This is a genomic window from Micromonospora rifamycinica, assembly GCF_900090265.1.
GTDB lineage: Bacteria > Actinomycetota > Actinomycetes > Mycobacteriales > Micromonosporaceae > Micromonospora > Micromonospora rifamycinica.
In genome coordinates this window covers 2,274,894-2,301,347 of record NZ_LT607752.1, presented here as the reverse complement: position 1 = coordinate 2,301,347, position 26,454 = coordinate 2,274,894, and the positions used below count along the sequence as shown (strand labels likewise).

Below are 26,454 nucleotides of genomic sequence, written 5' to 3'. Positions count from 1 at the left end.
AGCGACGTGTCCCGCTGGCAACGAGTTTGGTGAGGTTCCGATGTCGAACGAAGAGAAGCTCCTCGGGTACCTGAAGCGGGTCACCGCCGACCTGCACCGTACCCGGGAACGGCTGCGCGAGGTCGAGTCGCAGGAACAGGACCCGATCGCGATCGTCGGCATGGCCTGCCGCTACCCGGGCGGGGTCAACTCGCCCGAGGACCTGTGGCGGCTGGTCGCCGACGGCGTCGACGCCATCGGCGACTTCCCCACCGACCGGGGCTGGGACACCACCGCCCTGTACGACGCCGACCCGGACGCCGCCGGCAGCAGCTACGTCCGGCAGGGCGGTTTCGTCCACGACGCCGACGAGTTCGACGCCGAGTTCTTCGGCATCTCGCCCCGCGAGGCGTTGGCCATGGACCCGCAGCAACGGCTGGTGCTGGAAGCGAGCTGGGAGGCGTGCGAGCGGGCCGGCGTCGACCCCGACTCGCTGCGCGGCGGCCCGGTCGGCGTCTTCGTCGGCTGCGGCGGCCAGGACTACTGGGACCGGCTCACCGTACTGCCCGAGCCGGTCGAGGCGTACATGAGCACCGGCAGCTCCGGCGCGGTGATCTCCGGGCGGGTCGCGTACAGCATGGGATTGGAGGGGCCGGCCGTCACGGTCAACACGGCCTGTTCGTCGTCGCTGGTCGCGCTGCACTTGGCCGCGCACGCGCTGCGGCAACGCGAGTGCGGCCTGGCGCTGGCCGGCGGCGTCACCGTGATGTCGACGCCCGGCTCGTTCGTCGCGTTCAGCCGGCAGCGCGGGCTGGCCGCCGACGGTCGCTGCAAGCCGTTCTCCGACGACGCCGACGGCACCGGCTGGGGCGAGGGCGTCGGCATGCTGCTGCTGGAACGCCTCTCCGACGCCCAGCGCAACGGTCACCGCGTCCTCGCCGTCATCCGGGGCTCCGCGATCAACCAGGACGGCGCGTCCAACGGGTTGACCGCCCCCAACGGGGTGGCCCAGCAGCGGGTCATCCTCCAGGCGCTCGCCAACGCCGGGCTCACCTCCGGCGACGTCGACCTGATCGAGGCGCACGGCACCGGCACCACCCTCGGTGACCCGATCGAGGCCGAGGCGTTGATCGCCACGTACGGGCGGGACCGACCGGCGGACCGGCCGCTCTGGCTCGGCTCGGTCAAGTCGAACATCGGCCACGCCCAGGCCGCCGCCGCCGTCAGCGGTGTGATCAAGCTGGTGATGGCGCTGCACCATGGCGTGCTGCCCAAGAGCCTGCACGTGGGCGTCCCCTCCACCCACGTGGACTGGTCGGCCGGCACCGTGCAGCTGCTCACCGAGGCACGGCAGTGGCCCGACCACGGCCAGCCGCGCCGGGGCGGGGTGTCGTCGTTCGGGGTGAGCGGCACCAACGGGCACGTGATCCTGGAGCAGGCCCCGCCGGTCGAGGCCGTCGAGTCGGCCGCCGCCGCCGAGCCGCCGGTGGTGCTCTGGCCGCTGTCCGGCCGGTCGGCGGCGGCGCTGGCCGGGCAGGCGACGCGGCTGCGGGACTTCCTCACCGACGAACGTCCGGTGGACGTCGGGTACTCGCTGGGCACCACCCGGGCCGCCTCGGCGTACCGGGGCGTGGCGCTCGGCGACGGCGTGGCCGGTCTGGAGGCTCTGGCTGCCGGTGGTGGCCTGTCGGGTCGGGTCGTCGCCGGTCGGACGGCGGTGTTGTTCACCGGTCAGGGTGCGCAGCGGGTCGGGATGGGTCGTGAGCTTGCGGCGGCGTTCCCGGTGTTCGCGCAGGCCCTGGAGGAGGTGTGTGCGGCGTTCGGGCCGCTGCTCGGCGGTGATCTGCGGGAGGTGATGTTCACCGATCCGGACGGGGTGTTGGACCAGACGGGGTGGACTCAGCCGGCCCTGTTCGCGGTCGAGGTGGCCCTGTTCCGGCTGGCGGAGTCGTGGGGGTTGAAGCCGGATTTCGTGGCCGGTCATTCGATCGGTGAGCTGGCCGCCGCGCATGTCGCCGGGGTGTGGTCGCTGGACGACGCGTGTCGGGTCGTCGCGGCCCGTGGCGGCCTGATGCAGGCCCTCCCCGCCGGTGGGGCGATGCTGGCGATCGCCGCGCCGCTGGCGGAGCTGGACCTCGGTGACGTCGACGTGGCGGCGGTGAACGGTCCCCGCGCGGTCGTGGTGTCCGGCACGGAGGAGCGGGTCGCGGCGTTGGAGGCGTCGCTGGAGGTGAAGACGCGGCGGTTGCGGGTGTCGCACGCGTTCCACTCGCAGCTGATGGATCCGATGCTGGCCGACTACGGGCGGGTGTTGGAGTCGGTGACCGCCAATCCGGCGGGTGTCCCGTTGGTGTCGACCGCGACCGGTGACCTGGCTACCGACGACGAACTCGGCTCGGTCGGGTACTGGCAGGGTCAGGTGCGGGGCACGGTGCGGTTCGCCGACGCGGTGGCCGCCCTCGCCGCGCGGGGTGTCACCCGGTTCGTGGAGATCGGGCCGGACAGCGTGCTCACCGCGATGGTCGCCGACTGCGTCGAGGACGCCACCGCCATCGCGCTTCAGCGGCGCAAACGCGAGCAGGTCGAGGCGTACGCCACCGGGATGGCCCAGGCGTGGACCAGCGGCGTCGACCTGGACTGGGCGGCGGTCAACCCGGGCGGTCGGACCGTCGACCTGCCCACCTACGCCTTCCAGCACCAGCGGTTCTGGCTGGACGCCCCGGCCGACCCCGGTGACGCCACCGCCATGGGCCTGGACTCCGCCGATCACCCGCTGCTCGGCGCGGCCGTCACCCTCGCCAACGCCGACGGGGCCGTCCTCACCGGCCGGCTCTCCCTCGACCGGCACCCGTGGCTCGCCGACCACGCCGTCGACGGCGCGGTGGTCTTCCCCGGCACCGGCTACGTCGACCTGGCCCTGCACGCCGGGGCGCAGGTCGGCGTCGAGACCGTCGACGAACTCACCATCGAAGCCCCGCTGGTGCTGCCCGAACACGGGGGCGTCCAGCTCCAGGTTGTCGTCGGCCCCGCCGGCACCGACCACACCCGCACCCTCCAGGTGTACGCCCGCAGCGCCGACGCCGACGCCCCGTGGACCCGGCACGCCAGCGGGGTGCTCGCCCCCGGTCCCCGTACCAGCGGGACCGCGCTCACCCAGTGGCCGCCGACCGACGCCGAACCGGTGCCCACCGACGACCTCTACCCGCACCTGGCGGCCGGCGGCCTCGGCTACGGCCCGGTGTTCCGGGGCCTGCGCCGGGTCTGGCGGCGCGGCGACGAGTTCTACGCCGAGGTCACCCTGCCGGAGGGGGTGGACGCCGACGGGTTCGGCCTGCACCCCGCCGTGCTCGACGCCGGCCTGCACGCCCTCGGCCTCGCCGACGGGGACACCTTCCGGGGACTGCCGTTCGCCTGGTCCGGCCTCACCCTGCACGCCACCGGCGCGGCCGGCGTCCGGGTCCGGCTCACCCCGGTCGGCTCCGGGGTACGGGTGGCGGTCGCCGACGCGGTCGGCGCACCCGTCGCCACCATCGACTCGCTGGTGCTGCGCCCCGTCCAGGTGACCCGCCCCGGCGGGGTCGCCGACGCGCTGTTCGACCTGACCTGGCAGGAGATCGGCACCCCCACCACCACGACCACCCCGAACTGGACCCGCCACCCGGCGACCGGCAGCGGATCGGACCTCGCGCCGGCCGCCGCCGGGTCGGACCTGACCCCGGTCGCCGTCGAGGTGGATCCGGCGGTCCCGGGCACCGCCGACCTGCTGGTGCTGGCCGCCGGGCTGACCGGGGACCTCGCCGGCCCGGAGGCGGTGCACGACGAGGTGAACCGGGTGCTCGGCCTGGTACGGCAGTGGCTGACCGGCCCGGACACCGACCGGCTGGTGGTGCTCACCCGCCGTGCCGTCGGTGCCGACGTGACCGACCTGGCCGGGGCGGCGGTCTGGGGGCTGCTCCGCTCGGCGCAGGCCGAGAACCCGGACCGGCTGCTGCTGCTCGACACCGACACCGACCCCGCCGGTGACGTGACGTCGGCGCTCGCCCTGGCCCTGGCCGCCGGGGAGCCGCAGGTGCGGGTCCGCCACGGGGTGGTCTCGGTGCCCCGGCTCACCCGTCAGCTCGTCGAACCGTCCACCCCGGACGCCCCGCTGTTCGGCACCGGCACGGTGCTGGTCACCGGCGCGACCGGTGCCCTCGGCACGGCGGTGGCCCGGCACCTGGTGACCACGCACGGAGCCACCCGGCTGCTGCTGGTGTCCCGTCGCGGCCCCGCCGCGCCAGGGGCCGACGACCTCGTCGCCGAGCTGACCGCGGCCGGCGCGCAGGTCGAGCTGGTCGCCGCCGACGTGGCCGACCGGGCACAGGTGGCGGCCCTCCTCGACGCCCGCGCCGACCTGTCGGCGGTGGTGCACACCGCCGGCGTGCTCGACGACGGCGTGGTGTCGGCGCTGTCCACCGACCGGCTGTCGGCGGTGCTGCGGCCCAAGGTGGACGCGGCATGGCTGCTCGACGAGGCCACCCGGGGCCGGGACCTGTCGGCGTTCGTGCTGTTCTCGTCGCTGTCCGGGGTGCTGGGCGCACCCGGTCAGGGCAACTACGCGGCGGCGAACGCGTTCCTCGACGCGTTGGCGGTGTCCCGTCGCGCCACCGGGTTGCCGGCGGTGTCGTTGGCCTGGGGGCTGTGGGGCGAGGGTTCGGCGATGACCGACCGGCTCGGCGCCGCCGACCGGGAGCGGATGTCCCGGGGCGGGGTGCTGCCGCTGGCCACCGCCGACGGGCTGGCCCTGCTCGACGCCGCCGTGGCCGGCTCGTACCCGACCGCGGTGCCGGCCCGGCTCGACCTGGCCGCCCTGCGTACCCTCGGCGGGGACCTGCCGTTGCCGTTCCACGGCCTGGTCCGCCCGGCCCGGCGGACCGCCGCCCGCGCCGCCGCCGGGGCCACCGGGTGGGCGGCGGACCTCGCCGCACTGTCCACCGACGACCGCGAACGCGCCGCGACCGCCCTGGTCCTCAGCCAGGTGGCGGCGGTGCTCGGGCACGCCTCCGCCGAACGGATCGACGCCGGCCGGGCGTTCCAGGAGCTGGGCTTCGACTCGCTCACCGCCGTCGAGCTGCGCAACGGGCTCTCCGCCGCCACCGGCCTGCGGTTGCCCGCCACCCTGATCTTCGACTACCCGTCGCCGCGTGACCTGGCCCGGCACCTGCTCAGCGAGATCGCCGGCCCGGACGGCGTCGACACCGTACGGAAGGTAGCCACGACCGTCGCCGACGACGAGCCGCTGGCGATCGTCGGGATGGCCTGCCGCTACCCCGGCGGGGTGTCCTCGCCGGAGGACCTGTGGCGGCTGATCGCCGACGGCGCGGACGCCGTCGACGGGTTCCCGACGGACCGGGGCTGGGACCTGGCCCGGCTCTACGACCCGACCGGCACCCGCCCCGACACGACGTACGTGGACAGGGGTGGTTTCCTCACCGACGCCGCCGAGTTCGACCCGGTCTTCTTCGGCATCTCCCCCCGCGAAGCGGTGATCATGGACCCGCAGCAGCGGTTGCTGCTGGAGGTGTCGTGGGAGGCGTTCGAGCGGGCCGGCATCGACCCGGGCACCCTGCGCGGCTCGTCCACCGGCGTGTTCGCCGGGGTGATGTACCACGACTACGTCTCCGGGCGCAGCTCCGGCAGTGTCGTCACCGGCCGGGTGGCGTACACGCTCGGCCTGGAGGGGCCGGCGGTGTCGGTGGACACGGCGTGTTCGTCGTCGTTGGTGGCGATGCATCTGGCGGGTCAGGCGTTGCGGTCGGGTGAGTGTGATCTGGCGTTGGCGGGTGGGGTGACGGTGATGGCGTCGCCGGAGACGTTCGTGGAGTTTTCGCGGCAGCGGGGGTTGGCGCCGGATGGTCGGTGCAAGCCGTTCGCGGCGGCGGCGGATGGGACGGGCTGGTCCGAGGGTGTCGGGGTGCTGGTGTTGGAGCGGTTGTCCGACGCGGTGCGCAACGGGCACCGGGTGCTGGGCGTGGTGCGGGGTTCGGCGGTGAACCAGGACGGCGCGTCGAACGGGCTGACCGCTCCGAACGGTCCCTCTCAGCAGCGGGTGATCCGGCAGGCCCTGGCCAACGCCGGGGTGTCGGCGGCCGAGGTGGACGTGGTGGAGGCGCATGGCACGGGTACGACGTTGGGTGATCCGATCGAGGCGCAGGCGATTCTGGCGACGTATGGGCGGGATCGGGAGCGGCCGTTGTGGTTGGGTTCGGTGAAGTCGAATCTGGGTCACACGCAGGCGGCGGCGGGTGTGGCGGGTGTGATGAAGATGGTGTTGGCGATGCGGCACGGGGTGGTGCCGCGGACGTTGCACGTGGACGCGCCGAGCCCGCATGTGGACTGGTCCGCCGGTGAGGTGCGGCTCGCTACCGACGAGGTGCGGTGGCCGGCGCTGGACCGGCCGCGTCGGGCGGCGGTGTCGTCGTTCGGCATCAGCGGCACCAACGCCCACCTGATCCTGGAACAGGCCCCCGAGGCCGCGCCGCCGGCCCCGCCGGCCCCGACGCCGGTGCCGCTGTGGCCGGTCTCCGGCCGGTCGGCCAACGGCCTCGCCGCCCAGGCTGCCCGCCTCGCCGACTTCCTCACCGACGCCGACCTGCACCCCGCCGACGTGGCGCTGACCCTCGGCACCGGCCGGGCGGCCCTGGAGCACCGGGGGGTGGCCGTCGGGGACGGCGTCGCCGGCCTCCGCGCCCTCGCCGCCGGCCAGGGTGTGCACGGCCACCTGACCACCGGCCGCACGGCGGTGTTGTTCACCGGTCAGGGTGCGCAGCGGGTGGGGATGGGTCGTGAGCTGGCGGCGGCGTTCCCGGTGTTCGCGCGGGCCCTGGAGGAGGTGTGTGCGGCGTTCGGGCCGTTGCTCGGCGGTGATCTGCGGGAGGTGATGTTCACCGATCCGGACGGGGTGTTGGACCGGACGGGGTGGACGCAGCCGGCCCTGTTCGCGGTCGAGGTGGCGTTGTTCCGCCTGGCGGAGTCGTGGGGGTTGAAGCCGGATTTCGTGGCGGGTCACTCGATCGGTGAGCTGGCCGCCGCGCATGTCGCCGGGGTGTGGTCGCTGGCGGACGCGTGTCGGGTGGTGGCGGCCCGTGGCGGCCTGATGCAGGCGCTTCCGGCGGGTGGGGCGATGTTGGCGATTGCCGCCCCACTGGCGGAGCTGGATCTGGGTGACGTCGACGTGGCGGCGGTGAACGGTCCCCGCGCGGTCGTGGTGTCCGGCACGGAGGAGCGGGTCGCGGCGTTGGAGGCGTCGCTGGAGGTGAAGACGCGGCGGTTGCGGGTGTCGCACGCGTTCCATTCGCAGCTGATGGATCCGATGCTGGCCGAGTATGGGCGGGTCGTCGACAGCGTGACCGCCAATCCGGCGGGTGTCCCGTTGGTGTCGACCGCGACCGGTGACCTGGCTACCGACGACGAGTTGGGTTCGGTCGGGTACTGGCAGGGTCAGGTGCGGGGGACGGTGCGGTTCGCCGATGCGGTGGCTGCTCTGGCGGCGCGGGGCGTGACCCGGTTCGTGGAGATCGGTCCGGACAGCGTGCTGACCGCGATGGTCGCCGACTGCGTGGACGACGCGGTGACCATCGCGGTGCAGCGCCGCGACCGGGGTCAGATCGAGGCGTACGCCACCGGGATGGCCCAGGCGTGGGTCAGCGGCGTCGACCTCGACTGGGCCGCCGTTCACCCCGGCGCCCGCCAGGTCGACCTGCCCACCTACGCCTTCCAACGCCAGCACTACTGGCTCTACGACCCGGCCCTGGTCGGTGCCGGCCTGCTCGCCGCCACCCACCCGCTGCTCGACGCCGCCGTACCACTGGCCAACACCGACGGTGTGGTGTTCACCGGCCGGTGGTCGCCGCACACCCACCCCTGGCTCGCCGACCACGCCGTCGGTGGCACCGTCGTGTTCCCCGGCACCGGCCTGGTCGAACTCGCCATCCACGCCGGTGACCAGGTCGGCACCGGTGTGCTCGACGAGTTGACCCTGCACGCGCCGCTCGTCGTCCCCGACGCCGGCAGCGTCGAGGTGCAGGTGGCCGTGGAGCCACCCGACCCGACCGGGCGGCGTGCCGTCCAGGTGCACTCGCGGGAACGGGACGACTCCCCGTGGACCCGGCACGCCACCGGTGTCCTCGTCGCCGGGGACACCCCCGGTGTCGCCCTCACCGCGTGGCCCCCCGCCGACGCCGAACCCGTCCCGTTGACCGGCCTCTACGACGACCTGGCCACCGGCGGGCTCGACTACGGCCCGGCCTTCCAGGGCCTGCGCCGCGCCTGGCGGGCCGGTGACGAACTGTTCGCCGAGGTCGACCTCCCCGACGGTACGGAGCACGACGGCTACGGCCTGCACCCGGCGCTGTTCGACGCCGGCCTGCACGCCCTCACCCGCGCCGACGGCGACACCCACCGGGGCCTGCCGTTCGCCTGGTCGGGGGTGACGCTGCACGCCACCGGCGCGACCAGCCTCCGGGTCCGGCTCACCCCCGCCGGCAGCGGGGTCCGGATCGCAGTCGCCGACGCGCTCGGCGCACCCGTGGCCACCGTACGGTCGTTGGTGCTCCGCCCGGTGCAGGTCGCCGCCACCTCCGCCGTCGCCGACGCGATCTTCGGCCTGGACTGGCAGCCCGTCGCCGTCACCCCCTCGGCGACGACTCCCACCTGGGCCTGGCACCCCGACACCACCCGGACGGGCGGGCCGTCCACCACGGCCACCGGCCCGGGTGCCGGCGACAGCCCCACCAGCGGGCCGGCCGGGCTGGTGGTGGTACGCGCGGGCGGCACCGACGACGTGCACGCCGAGGTGAACCGGGTGCTGGGGATCGTCCAGCACCGGTTGGCCGGGGACGACACCGCCCCGCTCGTCGTCCTCACCCGCTACGCCGTCGGTGACGACGTGACCGACCTGGCCGGCGCGGCGGTCTGGGGCCTGGTCCGGTCGGCGCAGGCGGAGAACCCCGACCGGTTCCTCCTCGTCGACGCCCACACCGACCGGCTCGACGACGTCCTCCCGCTGGCCCTGGCCACCGGCGACCCGCAGGTGCTGGTCCGCGAGGGTGTCGTCCGGATCCCCCGGATCGTCCGGCGCACGCTGCCGACGACGCCACCGGAGGCACCGCGCTACGGCACCGGCACGGTGCTGGTCACCGGCGCGACCGGCGCGCTCGGCGCGGCGGTCGCCCGGCACCTGGTGACGGCGCACGGGGTGTCCCGGCTGCTGCTGCTGTCCCGCAGCGGTACGGCGGCAGCCGGTGCCGACGATCTCGTCGCCGAGCTGACCGGGGCCGGCGCGCGGGTCGACCTGCTCGCCTGCGACGTGGCCGACCGCGACCGGATGACCGCCGTCCTGGCCGGCGTGCCGGACCTGTCGGCGGTGGTGCACACCGCCGGGGTGCTCGACGACGGGGTGGTCTCGTCGTTGACGCCGGCCCGGGTGTCCGGCGTGCTGCGTCCCAAGGCGGACGCGGCGGCGCTGCTGGACGAGCTGACCCGGGACCGGGACCTGTCGGCGTTCGTGCTGTTCTCGTCGCTGTCCGGGGTGCTGGGCGCACCCGGTCAGGGCAACTACGCGGCGGCGAACGCCTACCTCGACGCGCTCGCGGTGACCCGCCGCGCGGCGGGCCGGCCCGCGGTGTCGTTGGCCTGGGGGCTGTGGGGCACCGGTTCGGCGATGACCGACCGGCTCGCCGACACCGACCGGGAGCGGATGTCCCGGGGCGGGGTGCTGCCGTTCAGCACGCAGGACGGGCTGGCGCTGCTCGACGCCGCCGTCGCCGGTGGCCCGGCCACCCTCGTCCCGGCCCGGCTCGACCTGCCCACCCTGCGGACCCTCGGGGACCGGCTGGCCCCGGTGCTGCGTGGCCTGGCCGGGCCGACCCGGCGTACCGCCGCCGCCGGAGCGGTCGACCGGCCGGGCAGCGGCTGGCTGGCCGGGCTGCCGGAGAGCGAGCGGGCCGGGGCCGTCCGGCACCTGGTGCACACCCATGTCGCGGCCGTGCTCGGCCTCGACGGCCCGGAGGCGGTGGAGGCGGACCGCACGTTCCAGAGCCTCGGCTTCGACTCGCTCACCGCCGTCGAGCTGCGCAACGCGCTCTCCACCGCCGTCGACCTGCGGTTGCCCGCCACCCTGATCTTCGACTACCCGACCCCGGAGGCCCTCGCCGAGCTGCTGCACCGGGAGCTGACCGGCGCGCTCGACGTACCGCGGGAGCGGTCGACCACCGGCACCGTGGCTGCCGACGAGCCGTTGGCGATCGTGGGGATGGCGTGCCGGTACCCGGGTGGGGTGTCCTCGCCGGAGGACCTGTGGCGGCTGGTCGCCGAGGGCGGTGACGCGATCGGTGCCTTCCCGACCGACCGGGGCTGGGACCTGGCCCGGCTCTACGACCCGACCGGCACCCGTCCCGACACCAGCTACGCCGACCAGGGCGGGTTCCTGCCCGGCGCGGCCGGCTTCGACCCGGCCTTCTTCGGCATCTCGCCCCGCGAGGCCGTGCTGATGGACCCGCAGCAGCGGCAGCTGCTGGAGGTCTCCTGGGAGGCTTTCGAGCGGGCCGGCATCGACCCTTCCTCGGTACGCGGCTCCGCCACCGGGGTGTTCGCCGGCCTGATGTACCACGACTACGTGACCGGGCACAGCGCCGGCAGCGTCGTCTCCGGCCGGATCGCCTACACCCTCGGTCTCGAAGGCCCCGCCGTCACGGTGGACACGGCGTGTTCGTCGTCGTTGGTGGCGATGCATCTGGCGGGTCAGGCGTTGCGGTCGGGTGAGTGTGATCTGGCGTTGGCGGGTGGGGTGACGGTGATGGCGTCGCCGGAGACGTTCGTGGAGTTTTCGCGGCAGCGGGGGTTGGCGCCGGATGGTCGGTGCAAGCCGTTCGCGGCGGCGGCGGACGGGACGGGTTGGTCTGAGGGTGTCGGGGTGCTGGTGTTGGAGCGGTTGTCCGACGCGGTGCGCAACGGGCACCGGGTGCTGGGCGTGGTTCGCGGTTCGGCGGTGAATCAGGACGGTGCGTCGAATGGGTTGACGGCGCCGAATGGGCCGGCGCAGCAGCGGGTGATCCGGCAGGCCCTGGCGAATGCGGGGTTGTCGGCGGGCGAGGTGGATGTGGTAGAGGCGCACGGTACGGGTACGACGTTGGGTGATCCGATCGAGGCGCAGGCGATTCTGGCGACGTATGGGCGGGATCGGGAGCGGCCGTTGTGGTTGGGTTCGGTGAAGTCGAATCTGGGTCACACGCAGGCGGCGGCGGGTGTGGCGGGTGTGATGAAGATGGTGTTGGCGATGCGGCACGGGGTGGTGCCGCGGACGTTGCACGTGGACGCGCCGAGCCCGCATGTGGACTGGTCCGCCGGTGAGGTGCGGCTCGCTACCGACGAGGTGCGGTGGCCGGCGCTGGACCGGCCGCGTCGGGCGGCGGTGTCGTCGTTCGGCATCAGCGGCACCAACGCGCACGTCATCGTCGAGGAGTATCCGCAGCCCGTCGTCGTGTCCGAGCCGACGCCGGCACCGGCCGTGGTGCTCTGGCCGCTGGCCAGCCGCTCCACCAGCGGCCTCGCCGCCCAGGCCGCCCGCCTACGGGACTTCCTCACCGACGAACGACCGGTCGACGTCGGGTACTCCCTGGCCACCGGCCGGGCGGCCCTGGACCACCGGGCCGTCGCCGTCGGCGGTACGACCGCCGACCTGGCCGCCGGTCTGGAGGCGTTGACCGCCGGCACCGGCCTGTCGGGCCGGGTCACCACCGGTCGGACGGCGGTGCTGTTCACCGGTCAGGGTGCGCAGCGGGTCGGGATGGGTCGTGAGCTGGCGGCGGCGTTCCCGGTGTTCGCGCAGGCCCTGGAGGAGGTGTGCGCCGCGTTCGGGCCGCTGCTCGACGGTGATCTGCGGGAGGTGATGTTCACCGATCCGGACGGGGTCCTCGACGAGACGGGGTGGACTCAGCCGGCGTTGTTCGCGGTCGAGGTGGCGTTGTTCCGCCTGGCGGAGTCGTGGGGGTTGAAGCCGGATTTCGTGGCGGGTCACTCGATCGGTGAGCTGGCTGCCGCGCATGTCGCCGGGGTGTGGTCCCTGGCGGACGCGTGTCGGGTCGTCGCGGCCCGTGGTGGGTTGATGCAGGCGCTGCCGGCGGGTGGGGCGATGTTGGCGATTGCCGCGCCGCTGGCGGAGCTGGATCTGGGTGACGTCGACGTGGCGGCGGTGAACGGTCCCCGCGCGGTCGTGGTGTCCGGCACGCAGGAGCGGGTCGCGGCGTTGGAGGCGTCGCTGGAGGTGAAGACGCGGCGGTTGCGGGTGTCGCACGCGTTCCATTCGCACCTGATGGATCCGATGCTGGCCGGCTACCGGCTGGTCCTCGACGGGGTGACCGCCCACCCGGCGGACATCCCCCTGGTGTCGACCGCCACCGGTGACCTGGCCGGCGACGACGAACTCGGCTCGGCCGAATACTGGCAGGGCCAGGTCCGGGGCACCGTGCGGTTCGCCGACGCGGTGGCCGCCCTGGCGGCCCGGGGCGTCACCCGGTTCATCGAGATCGGCCCGGACAGCGTGCTGACCGCGATGGTCGCCGACTGCGTGGACGACGCGGTGACCATCGCGGTGCAGCGCCGCGACCGGGGTCAGATCGAGGCGTACGCCACCGGGATGGCCCAGGCGTGGGTCAGCGGCGTCGACCTCGACTGGCCGGCGGTCAACCCGGGTGGCCGGCGGGTCGACCTGCCCACCCACGCCTTCCAACACCAGTACTACTGGATGCGCGACGCCGACGCCGAGCGGGACGTGGTGGCCGCCGGCCTGCTCGACGCCGCCCATCCGCTGCTGTCGGCGGTCACCACGCTGCCCGACACCGACGGGCTGATCGCCACCGGGCTGCTGTCCCGGCGTACCCACCCGTGGCTGGCCGAGCACGCGCTGGGCGAGACGGTCGTGCTGCCCGGCACCGGGCTGGTCGAACTCGCCGTCCGGGCCGGGGACCACGTCGGCTGCGCCCGGCTCGCCGAGCTCACCCTCCAGGCCCCCCTGGTCGTCCCGGACGACGACGGCGTACAGGTCCAGGTGGCGGTGGGCGCACCCGGCGACGACGGCGGACGGCCGGTCACCGTCTACTCCCGGCACCGGGACGCGCCGTGGACCCGGCACGCCACCGGGCTGCTCACCCCGACCCCGGCCGGCCCGCCGGCCGGCCCGTCGACCGCCTGGCCGCCGCCCGCCGCCACCCCCGTCGAGATCGACGGCCTGTACGAGCGGATGGCCGACGCGGGTCTGGTCTACGGGCCGGTCTTCCAGGGCCTGCGGGCCGCCTGGCGGCACGGCGACGAGGTGTACGCCGAGGTCGCGCTCCCCGCCGACGTGCTCGACACCGAGCGGTTCCACCTGCACCCGGCGCTGTTCGACGCGGCCCTGCACGCGATCGGGCTCACCCGGGGCGAGGGGGCCACCGCCGTCCCGTTCGCCTGGACCGGGGTGACCGTCCACGCCACCGGCGCGGGCGCGCTGCGGGTCACCGTCACCCCCGCCGGCCCCGACCAGGTCGCCCTCACCCTCGCCGACCAGACCGGGGCGCCCGTCGCCCGGGTCGACTCGCTGGTGCTGCGGGAGATCGACGCGGGGCAGCTCGCCGCCGCCCGCACCGGCCGGCAGGAGCACCTCTACCGGGTCGACTGGACCCCGGTGCCGCTGCCCGCCACCCCGGCCACCGGCCGCTGGGCGCTGGTCGGGGTGGACGAGTTCAAGGTGTCCGCCGCGCTCGACACCGTCGGGTTGCGCGCCGAGACCCACCCCGACCTGGCCGCCCTCGCGGCCGCCCTGGACGCGGGCGGGGCCGTGCCGGACGTGGTGCTGGTGGCCAGCGTGCAGCCCGACTCCCGGGACCTCGCCGCCGGGGCCCGGCACACCACCGGGCAGCTGCTCACCCTGCTCCAGGGTTGGCTCGCCGACGAGCGGCTGGCGTCGTCCCGGCTGCTGGTGCTCACCCGGGGGGCACAGGGCACCCCGGTCACCGAACCGGCCGCCGCGGCGGCCTGGGGTCTCGTCCGGTCCGCCCAGTCGGAGAACCCGGACCGGATCGTCCTGGTCGACCTCGACGACCACGACGAGTCGGCGCAGGCCCTCCCGGCGGTGCTGGCCGGCGGTGAACCGCAACTGGTCGTCCGGGAGGGCGTCGCCCACGCCGCCCGGCTGACGCCCGCCGCCGCACCCGACGGCACCCCCGGCAGCGTCTTCACCGCCGAGGGCACCGTCCTGCTCACCGGGGCCGGCGGCACCCTCGGCCGGCTCGTCGCCCGGCACCTGGTCGACGCGTACGGGGTACGGCACCTGCTGCTGGCCAGCCGGCGCGGCCCCGACGCGGACGGGATGGCCGCGCTGCGCGCGGACCTCACCGCCGCTGGGGCGGAGGTCACCGTGGCCGCCTGCGACCTGGCCGACCGGGACGCGGTCGCCGCGCTGCTCGCCGGGGTGTCCGCCGACCACCCGCTGACCGGGGTGGTGCACGCCGCCGGGGTGCTCGACGACGGGATCATCCCGTCGCTGACCCGGGACCGCCTGGACGCGGTGCTGCGCCCCAAGGTCGACGCCGCCACCCACCTGCACGAGCTGACCCGCGACGCGGCGCTCACCGCGTTCGTGGTGTTCTCCTCGGCGGCCGGGGTGCTCGGCGGGCCGGGGCAGGGCAACTACGCGGCGGCGAACGCCTTCCTCGACGCGCTGGCCGGCGCGCGGCGGGCGGCCGGGCTGCCCGCCCAGTCCCTGGCCTGGGGGCCGTGGGCCGGCGGGGGGATGGCCGAGGGCCTCGGCGGCACCGACCGGGCCCGGATGTCCCGGGGCGGGGTGCTGCCGATGTCCACCGCGGAAGGGCTCGCCCTGCTGGACGCGGCGCTGGCCCGGACCGAGGCGGTGCTGGTGCCGGTGAAGGCCGACCTGCGCTCCTCGGCGGAGGGCGAGGTGCCGCCGATCCTGCGTACGCTGGTCCCGCCGGTGCGGCGGGCCGCATCCGGTCCGGGTCGTCCCGACCCGGCGGCGCTGCGGCGTACCCTCGCCGGGTTGGACGCCGGCGGCCGGCAGGCGCTGCTGCGCGACCTGGTCCGGGACCGCGCCGCGACGGTGCTCGGCCACGGCGGGCCGGGCGACGTCGATCCGGCGCTGCGCTTCGTCGAGCTGGGCTTCGACTCGCTCACCGCGATGGAGCTGCGCAACGCCCTCAACGAGGCGACCGGGCTGCGGCTGGCCACCGGGGTGGTCTTCGACCACGGCAGCGTCGACGAACTCGCCACCCTGCTGGGGACCGAGCTGGCCACGCCGCCGGCCCGGGACGGCACCGCTGCACCCGACACCGCCGCCGACACGATGAGCGCGCTGTTCGGTGCCGCCGTCCGGGGCGGCCGGGTGCAGCAGGGCCTCGCGTTGCTGCACGCCGTCGCCGACATCCGGCCCACCTTCGACGGACCTGACGACCTGCCGCAGGTCCCCGCGCCCCGCCGGCTCGCCCGTGGCGACCAGCGCTCGACGATCGTCTGCTTCCCCTCGCCGATGGCGCTCGGCGGTGACCAGCAGTACGCCCGGTTCACCGCCGAGTTCGGCGGCACCCGGGACGTGTGGACGCTGCCGGTGCCCGGTTTCGGCCGCGACGACAGCCTGCCCGCCTCCGCCGACGCGGCGGTACGGGTCTTCGCCGAGATGGTCCGCCCGATCGCCGAGCAGGGGCCGTACGTGATCGTCGGTTACTCCTCCGGTGGGTTGTTCGCCCACGCCACCGCCGGTGAGCTGGCGCGGCAGGGGCACGGCCCGACCGGGGTGGTGCTGCTGGACACCTACCTGACCACCGGCAGCACCACGGCGACGTTCTTCACCCACATGCTGGAGTCGCTGCTGGCCAAGGAGGCCACCTTCGGCGAGTTCAGCAGCGCCCGGCTCTCGGCGATGGGCCGCTACATCCGGTTGCTGGAGAGCTGCCCGGTCGAGGCGATCGACCCGCCGGTGCTCTTCGTCCGGCCGCAGGAGTCGATCGTGGCCGGTGGCGACGACGACGGGTGGCGGGCCACCTGGGAGACCCCGCACACGCTCCGGGAGGTGCCCGGCGACCACTTCACCATGATGGAGGGTCGGGTCGGCACGACCGCCGAGGTGGTACGGGACTGGATCGCGCAGTGACGACAGCGGGAGTGGACGACATGACACTGGCACCGACCGTCAAGGGCACCGTCGAGTTCGGCGCGTACCGGACCTGGTACCGGGTCACCGGTGAGCTGCCCGGCGACCGGCCGCCGCTGGTGGTGCTGCACGGCGGCCCGGGGAGCAGCCACGACTACCTGCTCAACCTGGCCGGGCTGAGCCGATCCGGCCGGCCGGTGGTGCACTACGACCAGCTCGGCAACGGCGGCTCCACCCACCTGCGGGACCGGGGGGCGGACTTCTGGACGGTGGAGCTGTTCCTCGACGAGCTGGACAACCTGCTGGGCCGGCTCGGCATCGCCGAGGAGTACGTGCTGTTCGGGCAGTCCTGGGGCGGGGTGCTGGCGGCGGCGCACGCGGTGCGGCGGCCGGCCGGGCTGCGGGGTCTGGTGATCGCCAACGCGCCCGCGTCGTACCCGCTGTGGCTGACGGAGCTGGACGTGCTGCGGGCGGCGCTGCCACCCGGGGTGGACGCGACGCTGCGCCGGCACGAGGCCGCCGGCACCACCGACAGCCCGGCCTACAAGGCCGCCATGATGGTCTTCTACCAACGCCACGTCTGCCGGTGCAAGCCGTTGCCGCCGGAGCTGATGGCCACCTTCATGGAGATCAACAGCGATCCGACGGTGTACCACACGATGAACGGGCCGAGCGAGTTCTGCATCACCGGGACGCTGCGCGACTACTCGCTGGTCGACCGGCTGCCGCAGATCGACACGCCGACCCTGGTGATCACCGGCGAGCACGACGAGGTCACCCCGGCGGCGGCCCGGCCCTTCGCCGACCTCGTCCCCGGGGCGCACTGGGAGGTCGTCGAGGGCGCCAGCCACCTGCCCCACCTGGAGACGCCGGAGCGCTTCACCGAGCTGCTCACCCAGTTCCTCGACAAGCTCTGAGCCGACCGGTACGACGCCCGCGCCCGCCGGTCAGCCGGTGCGGGCGTCGTATGTCGCGCGGTGGGTGAAGACCTCGTCCATGTGCGCCTCGGCCCACCCCTTGAGGCCACGGATCACCTGGTGCAGGGAGAGGCCGAGGTCGGTCAGCTCGTAGGTGACGGTGACCGGCACCGTCGGCGTGACGGTGCGGGCGACCAGCCCGTCGCGTTCCAGCGAGCGCAGCGTCTGGGTGAGCATCTTCTGGCTGACCCCGGCCATCCGGCGGGCCAGCTCCGAGTAGCGCATCGGCCGGGGCTCGCCGGAGCAGTCGGCGCCGAACGGCTGCGCGCCGTCGCCGCGCAGGGCGGCCAGCGCCAGCACCACCCACTTGTCGGAGATCCGGTCGAGCAGGTCGCGGCTGGGGCACCGCGCCACGAACGCGTCATACTCCGCCTTGGCCCGGGACCGCTGCTCGGCCGCCGTCATCGTCGTCACCGCGTCTTCCTTTCCCGTCGGAATGTTACGCACCTGTAGGTGCCTACTTCCCGTCAGGAAGCTACCTGACGATAGTGGAACCGGCACCCGCCAGGCACCGCCTGGCCCGACGACGAAGATCCGAGGTAAGGAACCATGTCCTCCACGTCCCTCCCCGGCGGCACCTGGACGCTGGGCGATCTGACGGTCACCCGGTTCGGCTACGGCGCCATGCAGCTCGCCGGCCCCGGGGTGATGGGGCCGCCGGCCGACCCGGACGGCGCGCTCGCCGTCCTCCGGGAGGCGGTGGCCCTCGGCGTCACCCACATCGACACCAGCGACGCCTACGGCCCCCACGTCACCAACGAGCTGATCCGGGCCGCTCTGCACCCCTACCCGCAGGCGCTGCACATCGTGACCAAGGTCGGCGCGACCCGCGACCCGCAGGGCGGGTGGCCCCCGGCCCGGCAGCCGGCGGAGCTGCGCCGGGCCGTGCACGAGAACCTCACCAACCTCGGCCTCGACGTGCTCGACCTGGTCAACCTCCGGCTGGGCGACGCCCAGGGCACCCGGCCCGGCTCACTCGCCGAGGCGTTCGGGACGCTCGCCGAACTCCGCCAGGAGGGCCTGATCCGGCACCTCGGGGTGAGCAACGCGACGGCGGAACAGGTCGTCGAGGCGCAGCAGATCGCGCCGGTCGTGTGCGTGCAGAACCTCTACAACCTCGCCTACCGCCAGGACGACGCGCTGATCGACGCGCTGGCCGAGCAGGGGGTCGCCTACGTGCCGTTCTTCCCCCTCGGCGGCTTCAGCCCGTTGCAGTCCGCGGCGCTCTCGGCGGTGGCCGCCCGGCTGGACGCGACGCCGATGTCGGTCGCCCTGGCCTGGCTGCTGCACCGGTCGCCGAACATCCTGCTCATCCCCGGCACCTCGTCGGTGGCCCACCTGCGGGAGAACGTCGTCGGCGCGGGGCTCGCCCTGTCGGACGAGGACCTCGCCGAGCTGGACAAGATCGGCCGCTGACGGGTCGACCCGCCGGCCCCGACGCGGGCCGGCGGACGCCCGACGAGGTGGCCGCAGTCGGGGAGTCGGCACCGGCCCCTGGCGCGGGCCGGCCTCCCCCGCCGCACGGAAAGGTCCCGTGACCGGCTCCGGTCACGGGACCTTTCCGCGGGTCGGGTCGGTCAGACGGGAGCGCCGAGCAGCTCGGTCATGACCCCCCACAGCGTCTGCGGGGTGGCGAACGTCTCCATCGACATCGCCTCGTCGACGAACCGCACGTTGTACTCGCTCTCGAGCGTCGCCAGCAGTTCGACCATGGCGAGGGAGTCCAGGCCCGAGTCGCGCAGGCTGGTGTCGCCCAGCAGTGGCTCCTCGGCGTCGAGGAAGGGCAGGTGCTGGCGCAGGATGGCCTCGAACCGTTGATCCCACATGTCCGCGATTCCTTCCGGTGCAGGGTGAGGAAGACGCTAACAACGGCTGTCAGGCGGTGACGACCCGACAAATCTCCGGTCGCCGGCAGGTCGGGGTAAGGGGCGGCTAGGGGGGTCGATGCGGGTGGGCACGGCCGGGGCCGCCGCTACGCTCCGGGCCATGAGTCGAGAGAACTTCGCGCGCACGCACGCCTCGGTGGAGACGCTGCACGAGTTCCTGTTGGCGGGCGCCCGGCTGACGCCCGACAAGCCGGCCGTCATCCACGTCGTCGGCGGCGAGGTCGGCTCCCTGTCGTACCGTCAGCTCGCCCAGCGGGTCGACGGCTACGCCGCCGCTCTCGACCAGCTCGGCCTGGACATCGGCGACCGGGTGATCCTGGAGTCGGACACCTCCCCGACCGCCATCGCCGTCTTCCTGGCCTGCTCCTCGCTGGGGCTGACGTTCATCCCGGTCAGCCCGGAGACGCCGGCCCAGCGGCTCGCGCTGATCGCCGAGAGCACCGCGGCGGCACTGCACCTGCAACCCGTCGACGGCCGCCGGGAGGCCGTGCCCGCGCCGCTGGGCACCGCCCGGTTCGGCCCGGACGGCATCCAGGTCGAGCGGGCCCCCGCGCCGCGCACCCGGCACCGCCGCGAGCTGGTGCCCACCGACCCGGCCTACATGATCTTCACGTCGGGCACCACCGGCCGGCCTAAGGGCGTGGTGATGAGCCACCGGGGCGTGCTCGCCTTCTTCCGCGGCATGCTGCGGCACGGCATCGTCTCCGCCGAGGACCGGGTCGCCACCACCTCGCCGCTCCAGTTCGACTTCTCGCTGCTCGACATCGGTCTGGCCCTGGGCAGCGGCGCGGCCGTGGTGCCGGTGCCCCGGTCACTGCTGCGCTGGCCGCGCCGCTTCGTGCAGTTCCTCGCCGACAGTGGCGCCACCCAGGTCAACGGGGTTCCGTCGATCTGGCGGGGGGTGCTGCGGCACGAGTTCGCCGGGCTGGCCGCGCTCGGCGAGCAGATCCGTGGGGTGCTCTACTCCGGCGAGAACTTCCCCCTGCCGGAGATGCGGGAGCTGCACCGCGCCCTGCCGCACGCCCGGGTGGTCAACTGCTTCGGCAGCAGCGAGTCCATCGCCGCGTCCTTCACCGACGTGCCGAACCCGCTGCCCGCTGAGGTCGACCGGATCTCCATCGGCCACGCCCACCCGGGTGCCGAGATGCTCCTGATCGACGAGGACGGCCGGCCGGTCGACACCCCGGGGGTCGTCGGGCAGATCCACCTGCGCAGCGCCGCCCTGTTCCACGGCTACTGGAACGACCCGGAGGCCACCGCCGCCGCGCTGGTCCCCGACCCGCTCAACCCGGCCAGCGGGCAGGTGGTCTTCCGCACCGGGGACCTGGCCTACCGGGGGGAGGGAGGCGAGCTGTACTTCATCGGCCGGGTCGACTCCCTGGTCAAGGTCCGCGGCAACCGGGTCGAACTGGGCGAGGTGGAGCGCCGGGTCCGGGACTTCCCGGGCATCGCCGGGGCCGCCGCGCTGATGCTGCCGCAGGAGGGCAAGGACCCGGTGCTGGCCGTGTTCGTGGTGCTCGACGAGGGCGTGACCGGCGTGGAGGAGATGGAGCTGGGCGCGTTCTGCCTGGAGGCGCTGCCCGACTACATGGTGCCGCAGCAGGTGCGGGTCCTCGACGAGCTGCCGGTCAACGCCAACGGCAAGGTCGACCGCCGGCTGCTCGCCGCCCGCGCCGGGCAGCCCACGCGGAGCTGATCCCGCGCCCCGACGGCCCCTGGCCGGTCCCTTCAGGAGGGGGACCGGCCAGGGGTTTTCCTTGCCGCCGCCCGCCGCCCGCCGCCCGCCGCCCGCCGCCCGCCGCCCGCCGCCCGCCGCCCGCCGCCCGAGGGGCGCTGGGCGCTGGGCGCGCAGTTTCGTGGTTGTAGTGGCATCCGCGCGCGCGGATGCCACTACAACCACGAAACTGTGTCGATCATGGAGATCCCCGGCCCGGAGTGGTCCGGGCCGGGGAGGGTTGGGGGGAAAGGAAGGCGGGGGAGGCGCGGAGGTGGGGGAGGTGGGGGAGGTGGGCTCAGCCCTCGGCGGCCTCGCGGGCCAGCCGGGACCGGTCCACCTTGCGGTTGGAGTTCAGCGGGAACTCCGGCACGTGCCGGTACGAACGCGGCAGCATCCCCTTGGGCAGGATCTGCCGCAGCTGCCGGGACAGCTCCGCCGGGGCGGTCGGCCGCCCGGTGTAGAAGACCACCAGCTCGGTGCCGCCCGCGCCGGCCCGGGCCACGGTCACCGCGTCCTCGATGCCGGGGCAGCCGCGCAGCGCGTGCTCGATCTCGGCCAGCTCCACCCGCCAGCCGTGCACCTGCACCTGCGAGTCGAGCCGCCCCAGATAGATCAGCTCCTTGTTGTCCAGCCGCCGGACCCGGTCCCCGGTGCGGTACCACCGCCGGCCGTCGCGCAGCAGGAACCGGCCCTCGTCGTCGGCCGGGTCGAGGTAGCCGGGGGTGAGCTGCGGGCCGGTGATGCAGAGTTCGCCCTCCACCTCGCTGGCCGCGCCGTCCGCGTCGAGCAGCACCCCGTCGTGCCCGTCGTGCAGGGCGCCGATCGGGACCAGGCCGTTGACGCAGAGCGCCGGGGAGGTCTGCGGTGACCAGCGGTGCCCGGTGATGGTCACCGTCAGCTCGGTCGGGCCGTAGATGTTCTCCAGCGTCGACCCGGGGGCCGCCGCCTGCCAGTCCACCGCGTCGGCCGCGTGCAGCGCCTCCCCGGCGAAGAAGCTCCACCGCAGCGACGGCATCGCCGCCGCCCCCAGCCGGCCGGTCCGCCGGACCAGGGTGATCGCGCTCGGGGTGGAGAACCACACGGTCAGGCGCCGTTCGGCGACGAACGCCGGCACGTCCCGGTAGGCCGCCGGCGGCACCGGGTGCACGCTCGCCCCCGCGCCCCAGGCGCAGAACAGGTCGAACATCGCGCAGTCGAAGTTCAGGTCGAACGACTGGGAGAAGCGGTCGTTCGGGCCGAAGTCGTACCGGTCGTCGAGCAGCGAGAAGTAGTGCCGCAGGTTGCCGTGGGTGATCGGCACTCCCTTGGGCCGCCCGGTCGACCCTGAGGTGAACAGCACGTAGGCCAGGTCGTCCGGGCCGGCGGGGCGGGGCGCGGCCAGTGGCGTCGCCGAGGCCACCGACAGCCGTGGCCCGGTGCCGCTGCCGCGCGGGTCCACCACCGGCGCGAACACCGGCACCCCGGCCACCGCGTCGCCCAGCTCCGCCCGGACCGCCAACCCGGCCTCGTCGAGCAGCAGCGTGGAGACCCCGCACGCGGTGAGCATCCCCGCGGTCCGGGCCGCCGGGAACTCCGGGTGCAGCGGTACGGCGGTCGCGCCGACGTACAGCGTGGCGAGCAGGCCGGCGTACGACTCCAGGGTCTTGCCGGCCAGGATGCCGACCACCTGGGGCGGTCCGTCCGGGCCGGCGGCCAGCGCCCCGGCCCAGTGCAGCGCGGTGGCGTGCAGCTCCTGGTAGCTGACCGGGCCGGTGGGCAGGTGCAGGGCGGTGGCCCGGGGCGCGGTGGCCAGCCCCTGGAGGAACCGGCCGTGCAGGGCGTAGTCGGTGTGCTGGGTCATCTCGTCCTCCGTGCTCTGCCGCGCTCAGGCGGCCACGGTGCGGCGGATCGGCCGCATCGCCCGCCGGGGGTCCACGATGGTGGTCCGGAAATTGCGGACGGTGGCGCCGACCCGGCCCCACAACCGGTCCGGTCCGCAGACGTGCACCGTCTCCACCCCGTGCCGCTGGAAGGTGGCGACCACCTCCGGCCAGCGCACCGGGGTGACGATCCCGTCGAGCAGCATGGCCCGGACGCCGTCGGCGGTGGTGCACACCGTGCCGTCCTGATCGGCGACGACCGGGATCTGCGGGTCGGTGAAGCGCAGCGACCCGAACAGCTCCGCCTCCACCCGGTCACGCAGCGGCTGGAACGCGGCGGCGTGCAGCGGCGGGTCCATCACGTACAGCGGCAGCCCGCCGCCGGCCCGCAGCCGCTGCGTCAACCAGTCGGCGCGCTCCTCGTGCAGGGTCACCATCCAGAAGTCGGTGTCCACGTAGCAGGAGATCTCGTACCACTCGCCGGCCTCGTCCAGCTCGGCCAGGATCTCCCGCAGCCGCTCGCCCGGGGTGCGGACGAACGACATCGTCACCACGCCCCGTTGCTCGGCGGTGAAGTACTCCGTCTCGATCCGGGACAGCCGGGCGGTCATCCGGACCGCCTCGGCGAAGTCCAGCGCGCCGCTGAACACGGCGGCGGCCTTGCCCCCGAAGCTGGGGCCGGCGATCAGGTCCGGCCGCAGGTCCATGGTCCGCTCCGCCCAGCGGGCCAACGCCAGGCAGTTGACCAGGAAGGCCACCTGGGCGTACTCGGAGTAGTCGCTGTCGCTGTCGCGGTACCTGGCGAACAGGTCGTAGTCCAGGGCGTCGCTGGCGGCGGCGAGCAGCTCGCGGGCATCCCGGTCGATGAGCATGAACTTCGCGACGTCGGCGAAGTCGCACGGACCCATCCCGGGAAAGACGATGGCGCTGGTCATCTGGGGCGTCCTTGTCGTCGGGGCGGACCGGCCGGGGCGCGGTCGGCGGGGGAGCCGGGACGGGAGGTCACCGGGGGAGCTTGGCCAGGGCCTGCTCGATGCGGACCAGCGCGTCGGCGACGTGCGGGAGGGCCAGCGGGTCGGCCGCGGTCTGGGTCTGCCGCTGCTGCTCCGGGGTGTCGCCGTAGAGCATGCTGGTCGCGGCGCGGAAGCGCAGCGCCTCCGGCCGGTCGCCGAAGTGGTGGCCGGAGAGCACCGCGACGCCCAGCTCCTCCAGCAGGTGGTGCTGCAACGACGCGCCGTCGGTGATGCCCTGCTCGGCCAGCGGCTCCCGCAGCGGCGCGAAGTCCGGGTAGACGTAGAACGCGCCGGTCGGCGGCCGGCAGGTGGCGCCCGCGTCCACCATGATCCGGTGCACCGCACCGGCCACCGCGCCGTGCAGCGCGGCGTCCGCGGTCAGCCGCTCGCGGATCTCCGGTGGCTCGGCGAAGGCGTACCGGGCCACCGACTGCATCGGTCCGGCCAGGGTGGACCAGATCTCGCTGGCCACCGAGGCGACGTCGGCGCGGATCCGCTCGCCCCACCCGCCGGTCGGGAACCGGGCCGCTCCGATCCGCCAGCCGCCGAGCGCCAGGTTCTTGCTCAGCCCGGTGAGCACCACCGTCCGCCGGGGGGCGATCTCGGCCGGGGAGAGCAGGTCCGTGCCCGGGGTGTGCAGGATGTCCCGGTAGATCTCGTCCGAGACGATCAGCAGGTCCTCCTCCTCGGCGATCGCGCACAGCTCGCGGACCAGGTCGTCCGGGGCGTGTGTGCCGGTCGGGTTGTCCGGCGAGGTGAGCACCAGGATGCGCGGGTCGTGGCCGAGCACCCGGGCGGCGCGGATCGTCTCCCGCAGCGCCGCCGGGTCGGGAACCCCGCCGCAGGACTCCGGGATCGGCACCCCCAGCACGGTCTTGCCGGCCAGCCGGGCCTGCGGGGCGTAGGTGACCCAGCTCGGCGCGGCGACCAGGGTGTCCCCGCCGACCACCAGTTGCAGGGCCATCAGCAGCGGCTTGCTGCCGGGCGCGATGATCACCTGGTCCGCCTCGGTGGGCAGCCGGCGGCGGGAGAAGTACCCGGCGACCGCGTCCCGGGTGTCCGGGTCACCGACCACCGGCCCGTAGGCGTTGCGGTCGGCGCCCTCGGTCAGTGCCCGCCGCAGCGGCGCGAACACCGGGAGGCGGGACTCGCCGAAGCCCAGGTGCACGATGGACTCGCCCGCGGCGATCCGCTGCGCGACCAGCTGGTCGAGCGCGAGGTTGGGCGAGATCTTCCGGCCGGCCATCGCCAGCTCCCTTCGGGGTGGGTGGGTGTTCAGGTGGTGACGGCCGCGCCGGGGCGGGCCGCGCTGGGGCTGACCGCGGCGAGGACGTCCGCCGGGGCGCTCGGGTCGATCTCCAGGTCGCTCAGCCAGGCCGCGTCGGCCGACCAGCGGGCCCGGAACGGCCGGCCGACCAGCCGCCGGTCACGGGCCTGGATCAACCGGAGCTGGAAGAAGTCGCCGTCCGGGGTGCGCTCCACGCCGTCGACCAGCACCTTGCCGGGGGTGGCCGACATGACCGGTCCGCGCACCGTCCGGGCCAGACCGGGCAGATCCTGGTACGCGGTGCGGAAGATGTCGGCGGCCCGGGTCAGCGGCACCTGGAAGTAGTCCCGGGGGCCGGTGTCCCGCTCGACGAACATGTAGTACGGCACCGCGCCGACGGCCAGCTCGGCCCGCCACATCTCGCTCCAGGCGCGGGCGTCGTCGTTGACGTAGCGGATCAGCGGGGCCTGGCAGTAGACCACCGCCCCGGTCGACCGGATCCGGGCGATCGCCCGGCCGGCGACCTCGGTGGACAGCTCCCGGGGGTGGCTGAAGTGCGCCATCACCGCGACACTGCGGCCCGACGCCACCACCTGCTCGAAGAGCCGCAGCAGGTCGTCGGCGTCGCTGTCGGAGACGAACCGGTACGGCCAGTAGGCGACCGCCTTGGTGCCGAACCGGATGGTTCGCACGGTGTCCACCCGCAGCAGCGGCTCCACGTGGCTGCGCAGCCGCTCCGTCGACATGATCATCGGATCGCCCCCGGTGACCAGCACGTCGGTCACCGCCGGGTGCCGGTGCAGGTACGTCACCAACTGCTCCGGGCCGGGCGCGGCGAACCGCAGATCGGCGTCGCCGACGAACTGCGCCCAACGGAAGCAGTAGGTGCAGTAGGCGTGGCAGGTCTGGCCCTGCTGCGGGAAGTAGAGCACCGTCTCCCGGTACTTGTGCTGCATGCCCGGCAACTCCTGGCCGTCCAGGCTCGGCACGTTGTGCTGCTGCTGCCCGGACGGGTGCGGGTTGAGCCCGGCCCGGATCCGGGCCACCTCGCCGCGCAGCCCCTTGCGGTCGCCGGCGCGCAGCAGGTCGCCGAGGATCCGCTCGTCGTCGGCGGCGAGCATGCCGCGCTGCGGGAACACCAGCCGGAAGATCGGGTCGTCCGGGATGCGGTCCCAGTCGACCAGGTGCGACAGGACGTACTCGTTGACCCGGAACGGCAGCACCTGGGAAATGGTGCGGATCGCCTGCAGATTGTCGGCCGACAATCCGTACCGGGCACCGAGTTCGTCGATGTGGTGCGGCCCGAAGGAGTGGAACCGCCCCGGATCGGCGGTCGTGGAGACGAGCAGGGACATCAACCATCCTCCATGGGGGGTTGCGCCCACCGACGTGGCGTGAATCAATCACCGGTGCGCGCCCGCGAGAATCGCTCGACGGTCAACGGTCAACAGCGCGTTGCCTCGCCCACACGCTAGTGGCGACCGCTGCGCCCGGACCCCTAACGGCACCCCAGAGCCGCCCCTTAGCGGGGCCGGTAGGGGGCGGCTAGGGGCGTCGCGGGGGTGTAGGTGGATTTCCT

The 26,454-nt window shown here is 74.3% G+C and carries 10 protein-coding genes; 4 read left to right on the top strand and 6 right to left on the bottom strand.

Features of this window, described 5'->3' with window-relative positions:
• Positions 1-40: 40 nt before the first annotated feature.
• A complete protein-coding gene (locus tag GA0070623_RS09200; RefSeq protein WP_089003978.1) occupies positions 41-16,156 on the top strand; it encodes a type I polyketide synthase in 16,116 nt (5,371 codons plus the stop codon).
• A gap of 11 nt (positions 16,157-16,167) precedes the next feature.
• Positions 16,168-17,073 carry a proline iminopeptidase-family hydrolase gene (locus GA0070623_RS09195; protein WP_197700106.1) on the top strand — a complete coding sequence of 302 codons (906 nt, stop codon included), beginning with the start codon at positions 16,168-16,170 and terminating at the stop codon, positions 17,071-17,073.
• A 30-nt stretch (positions 17,074-17,103) separates the two neighbouring features.
• Here the strand turns inward: GA0070623_RS09195 and GA0070623_RS09190 are convergent, their stop codons facing one another.
• Positions 17,104-17,538: a winged helix-turn-helix transcriptional regulator gene (locus GA0070623_RS09190; protein WP_407937995.1), complete on the bottom strand. Its 435-nt coding sequence runs from the start codon at positions 17,536-17,538 to the stop codon at positions 17,104-17,106.
• A gap of 144 nt (positions 17,539-17,682) precedes the next feature.
• On the opposite strand from GA0070623_RS09190, the gene GA0070623_RS09185 reads away from it, so the two are divergent.
• Entirely contained in the window at positions 17,683-18,549 is an 867-nt protein-coding gene (locus GA0070623_RS09185; RefSeq protein ID WP_067314910.1) for an aldo/keto reductase family oxidoreductase, read from the top strand.
• A gap of 161 nt (positions 18,550-18,710) precedes the next feature.
• Here the strand turns inward: GA0070623_RS09185 and GA0070623_RS09180 are convergent, their stop codons facing one another.
• Positions 18,711-18,959: a phosphopantetheine-binding protein gene (locus tag GA0070623_RS09180; protein ID WP_067314908.1), complete on the bottom strand. Its 249-nt coding sequence runs from the start codon at positions 18,957-18,959 to the stop codon at positions 18,711-18,713.
• 160 nt (positions 18,960-19,119) lie between these two features.
• Here GA0070623_RS09180 and GA0070623_RS09175 point away from each other — a divergent pair, with 160 nt between their 5' ends.
• Positions 19,120-20,715 carry an AMP-binding protein gene (locus GA0070623_RS09175; protein ID WP_067314915.1) on the top strand — a complete coding sequence of 532 codons (1,596 nt, stop codon included), beginning with the start codon at positions 19,120-19,122 and terminating at the stop codon, positions 20,713-20,715.
• A gap of 316 nt (positions 20,716-21,031) precedes the next feature.
• Here GA0070623_RS09175 and GA0070623_RS09170 read toward each other — a convergent pair whose 3' ends face one another.
• The 4 genes from GA0070623_RS09170 to GA0070623_RS09155 form a co-directional block, all read right to left on the bottom strand.
• Entirely contained in the window at positions 21,032-22,576 is a 1,545-nt protein-coding gene (locus tag GA0070623_RS09170) for an AMP-binding protein (RefSeq protein WP_067314798.1), read from the bottom strand.
• Positions 22,577-22,600: 24 nt separating this feature from the next.
• Positions 22,601-23,530 carry an ACP S-malonyltransferase gene (locus GA0070623_RS09165; protein WP_067314800.1) on the bottom strand — a complete coding sequence of 310 codons (930 nt, stop codon included), beginning with the start codon at positions 23,528-23,530 and terminating at the stop codon, positions 22,601-22,603.
• A gap of 67 nt (positions 23,531-23,597) precedes the next feature.
• Positions 23,598-24,854: a pyridoxal phosphate-dependent aminotransferase gene (locus GA0070623_RS09160; RefSeq protein ID WP_067314803.1), complete on the bottom strand. Its 1,257-nt coding sequence runs from the start codon at positions 24,852-24,854 to the stop codon at positions 23,598-23,600.
• A gap of 29 nt (positions 24,855-24,883) precedes the next feature.
• Entirely contained in the window at positions 24,884-26,230 is a 1,347-nt protein-coding gene (locus GA0070623_RS09155) for a KamA family radical SAM protein (RefSeq protein WP_067314806.1), read from the bottom strand.
• Positions 26,231-26,454 lie beyond the last annotated feature (224 nt).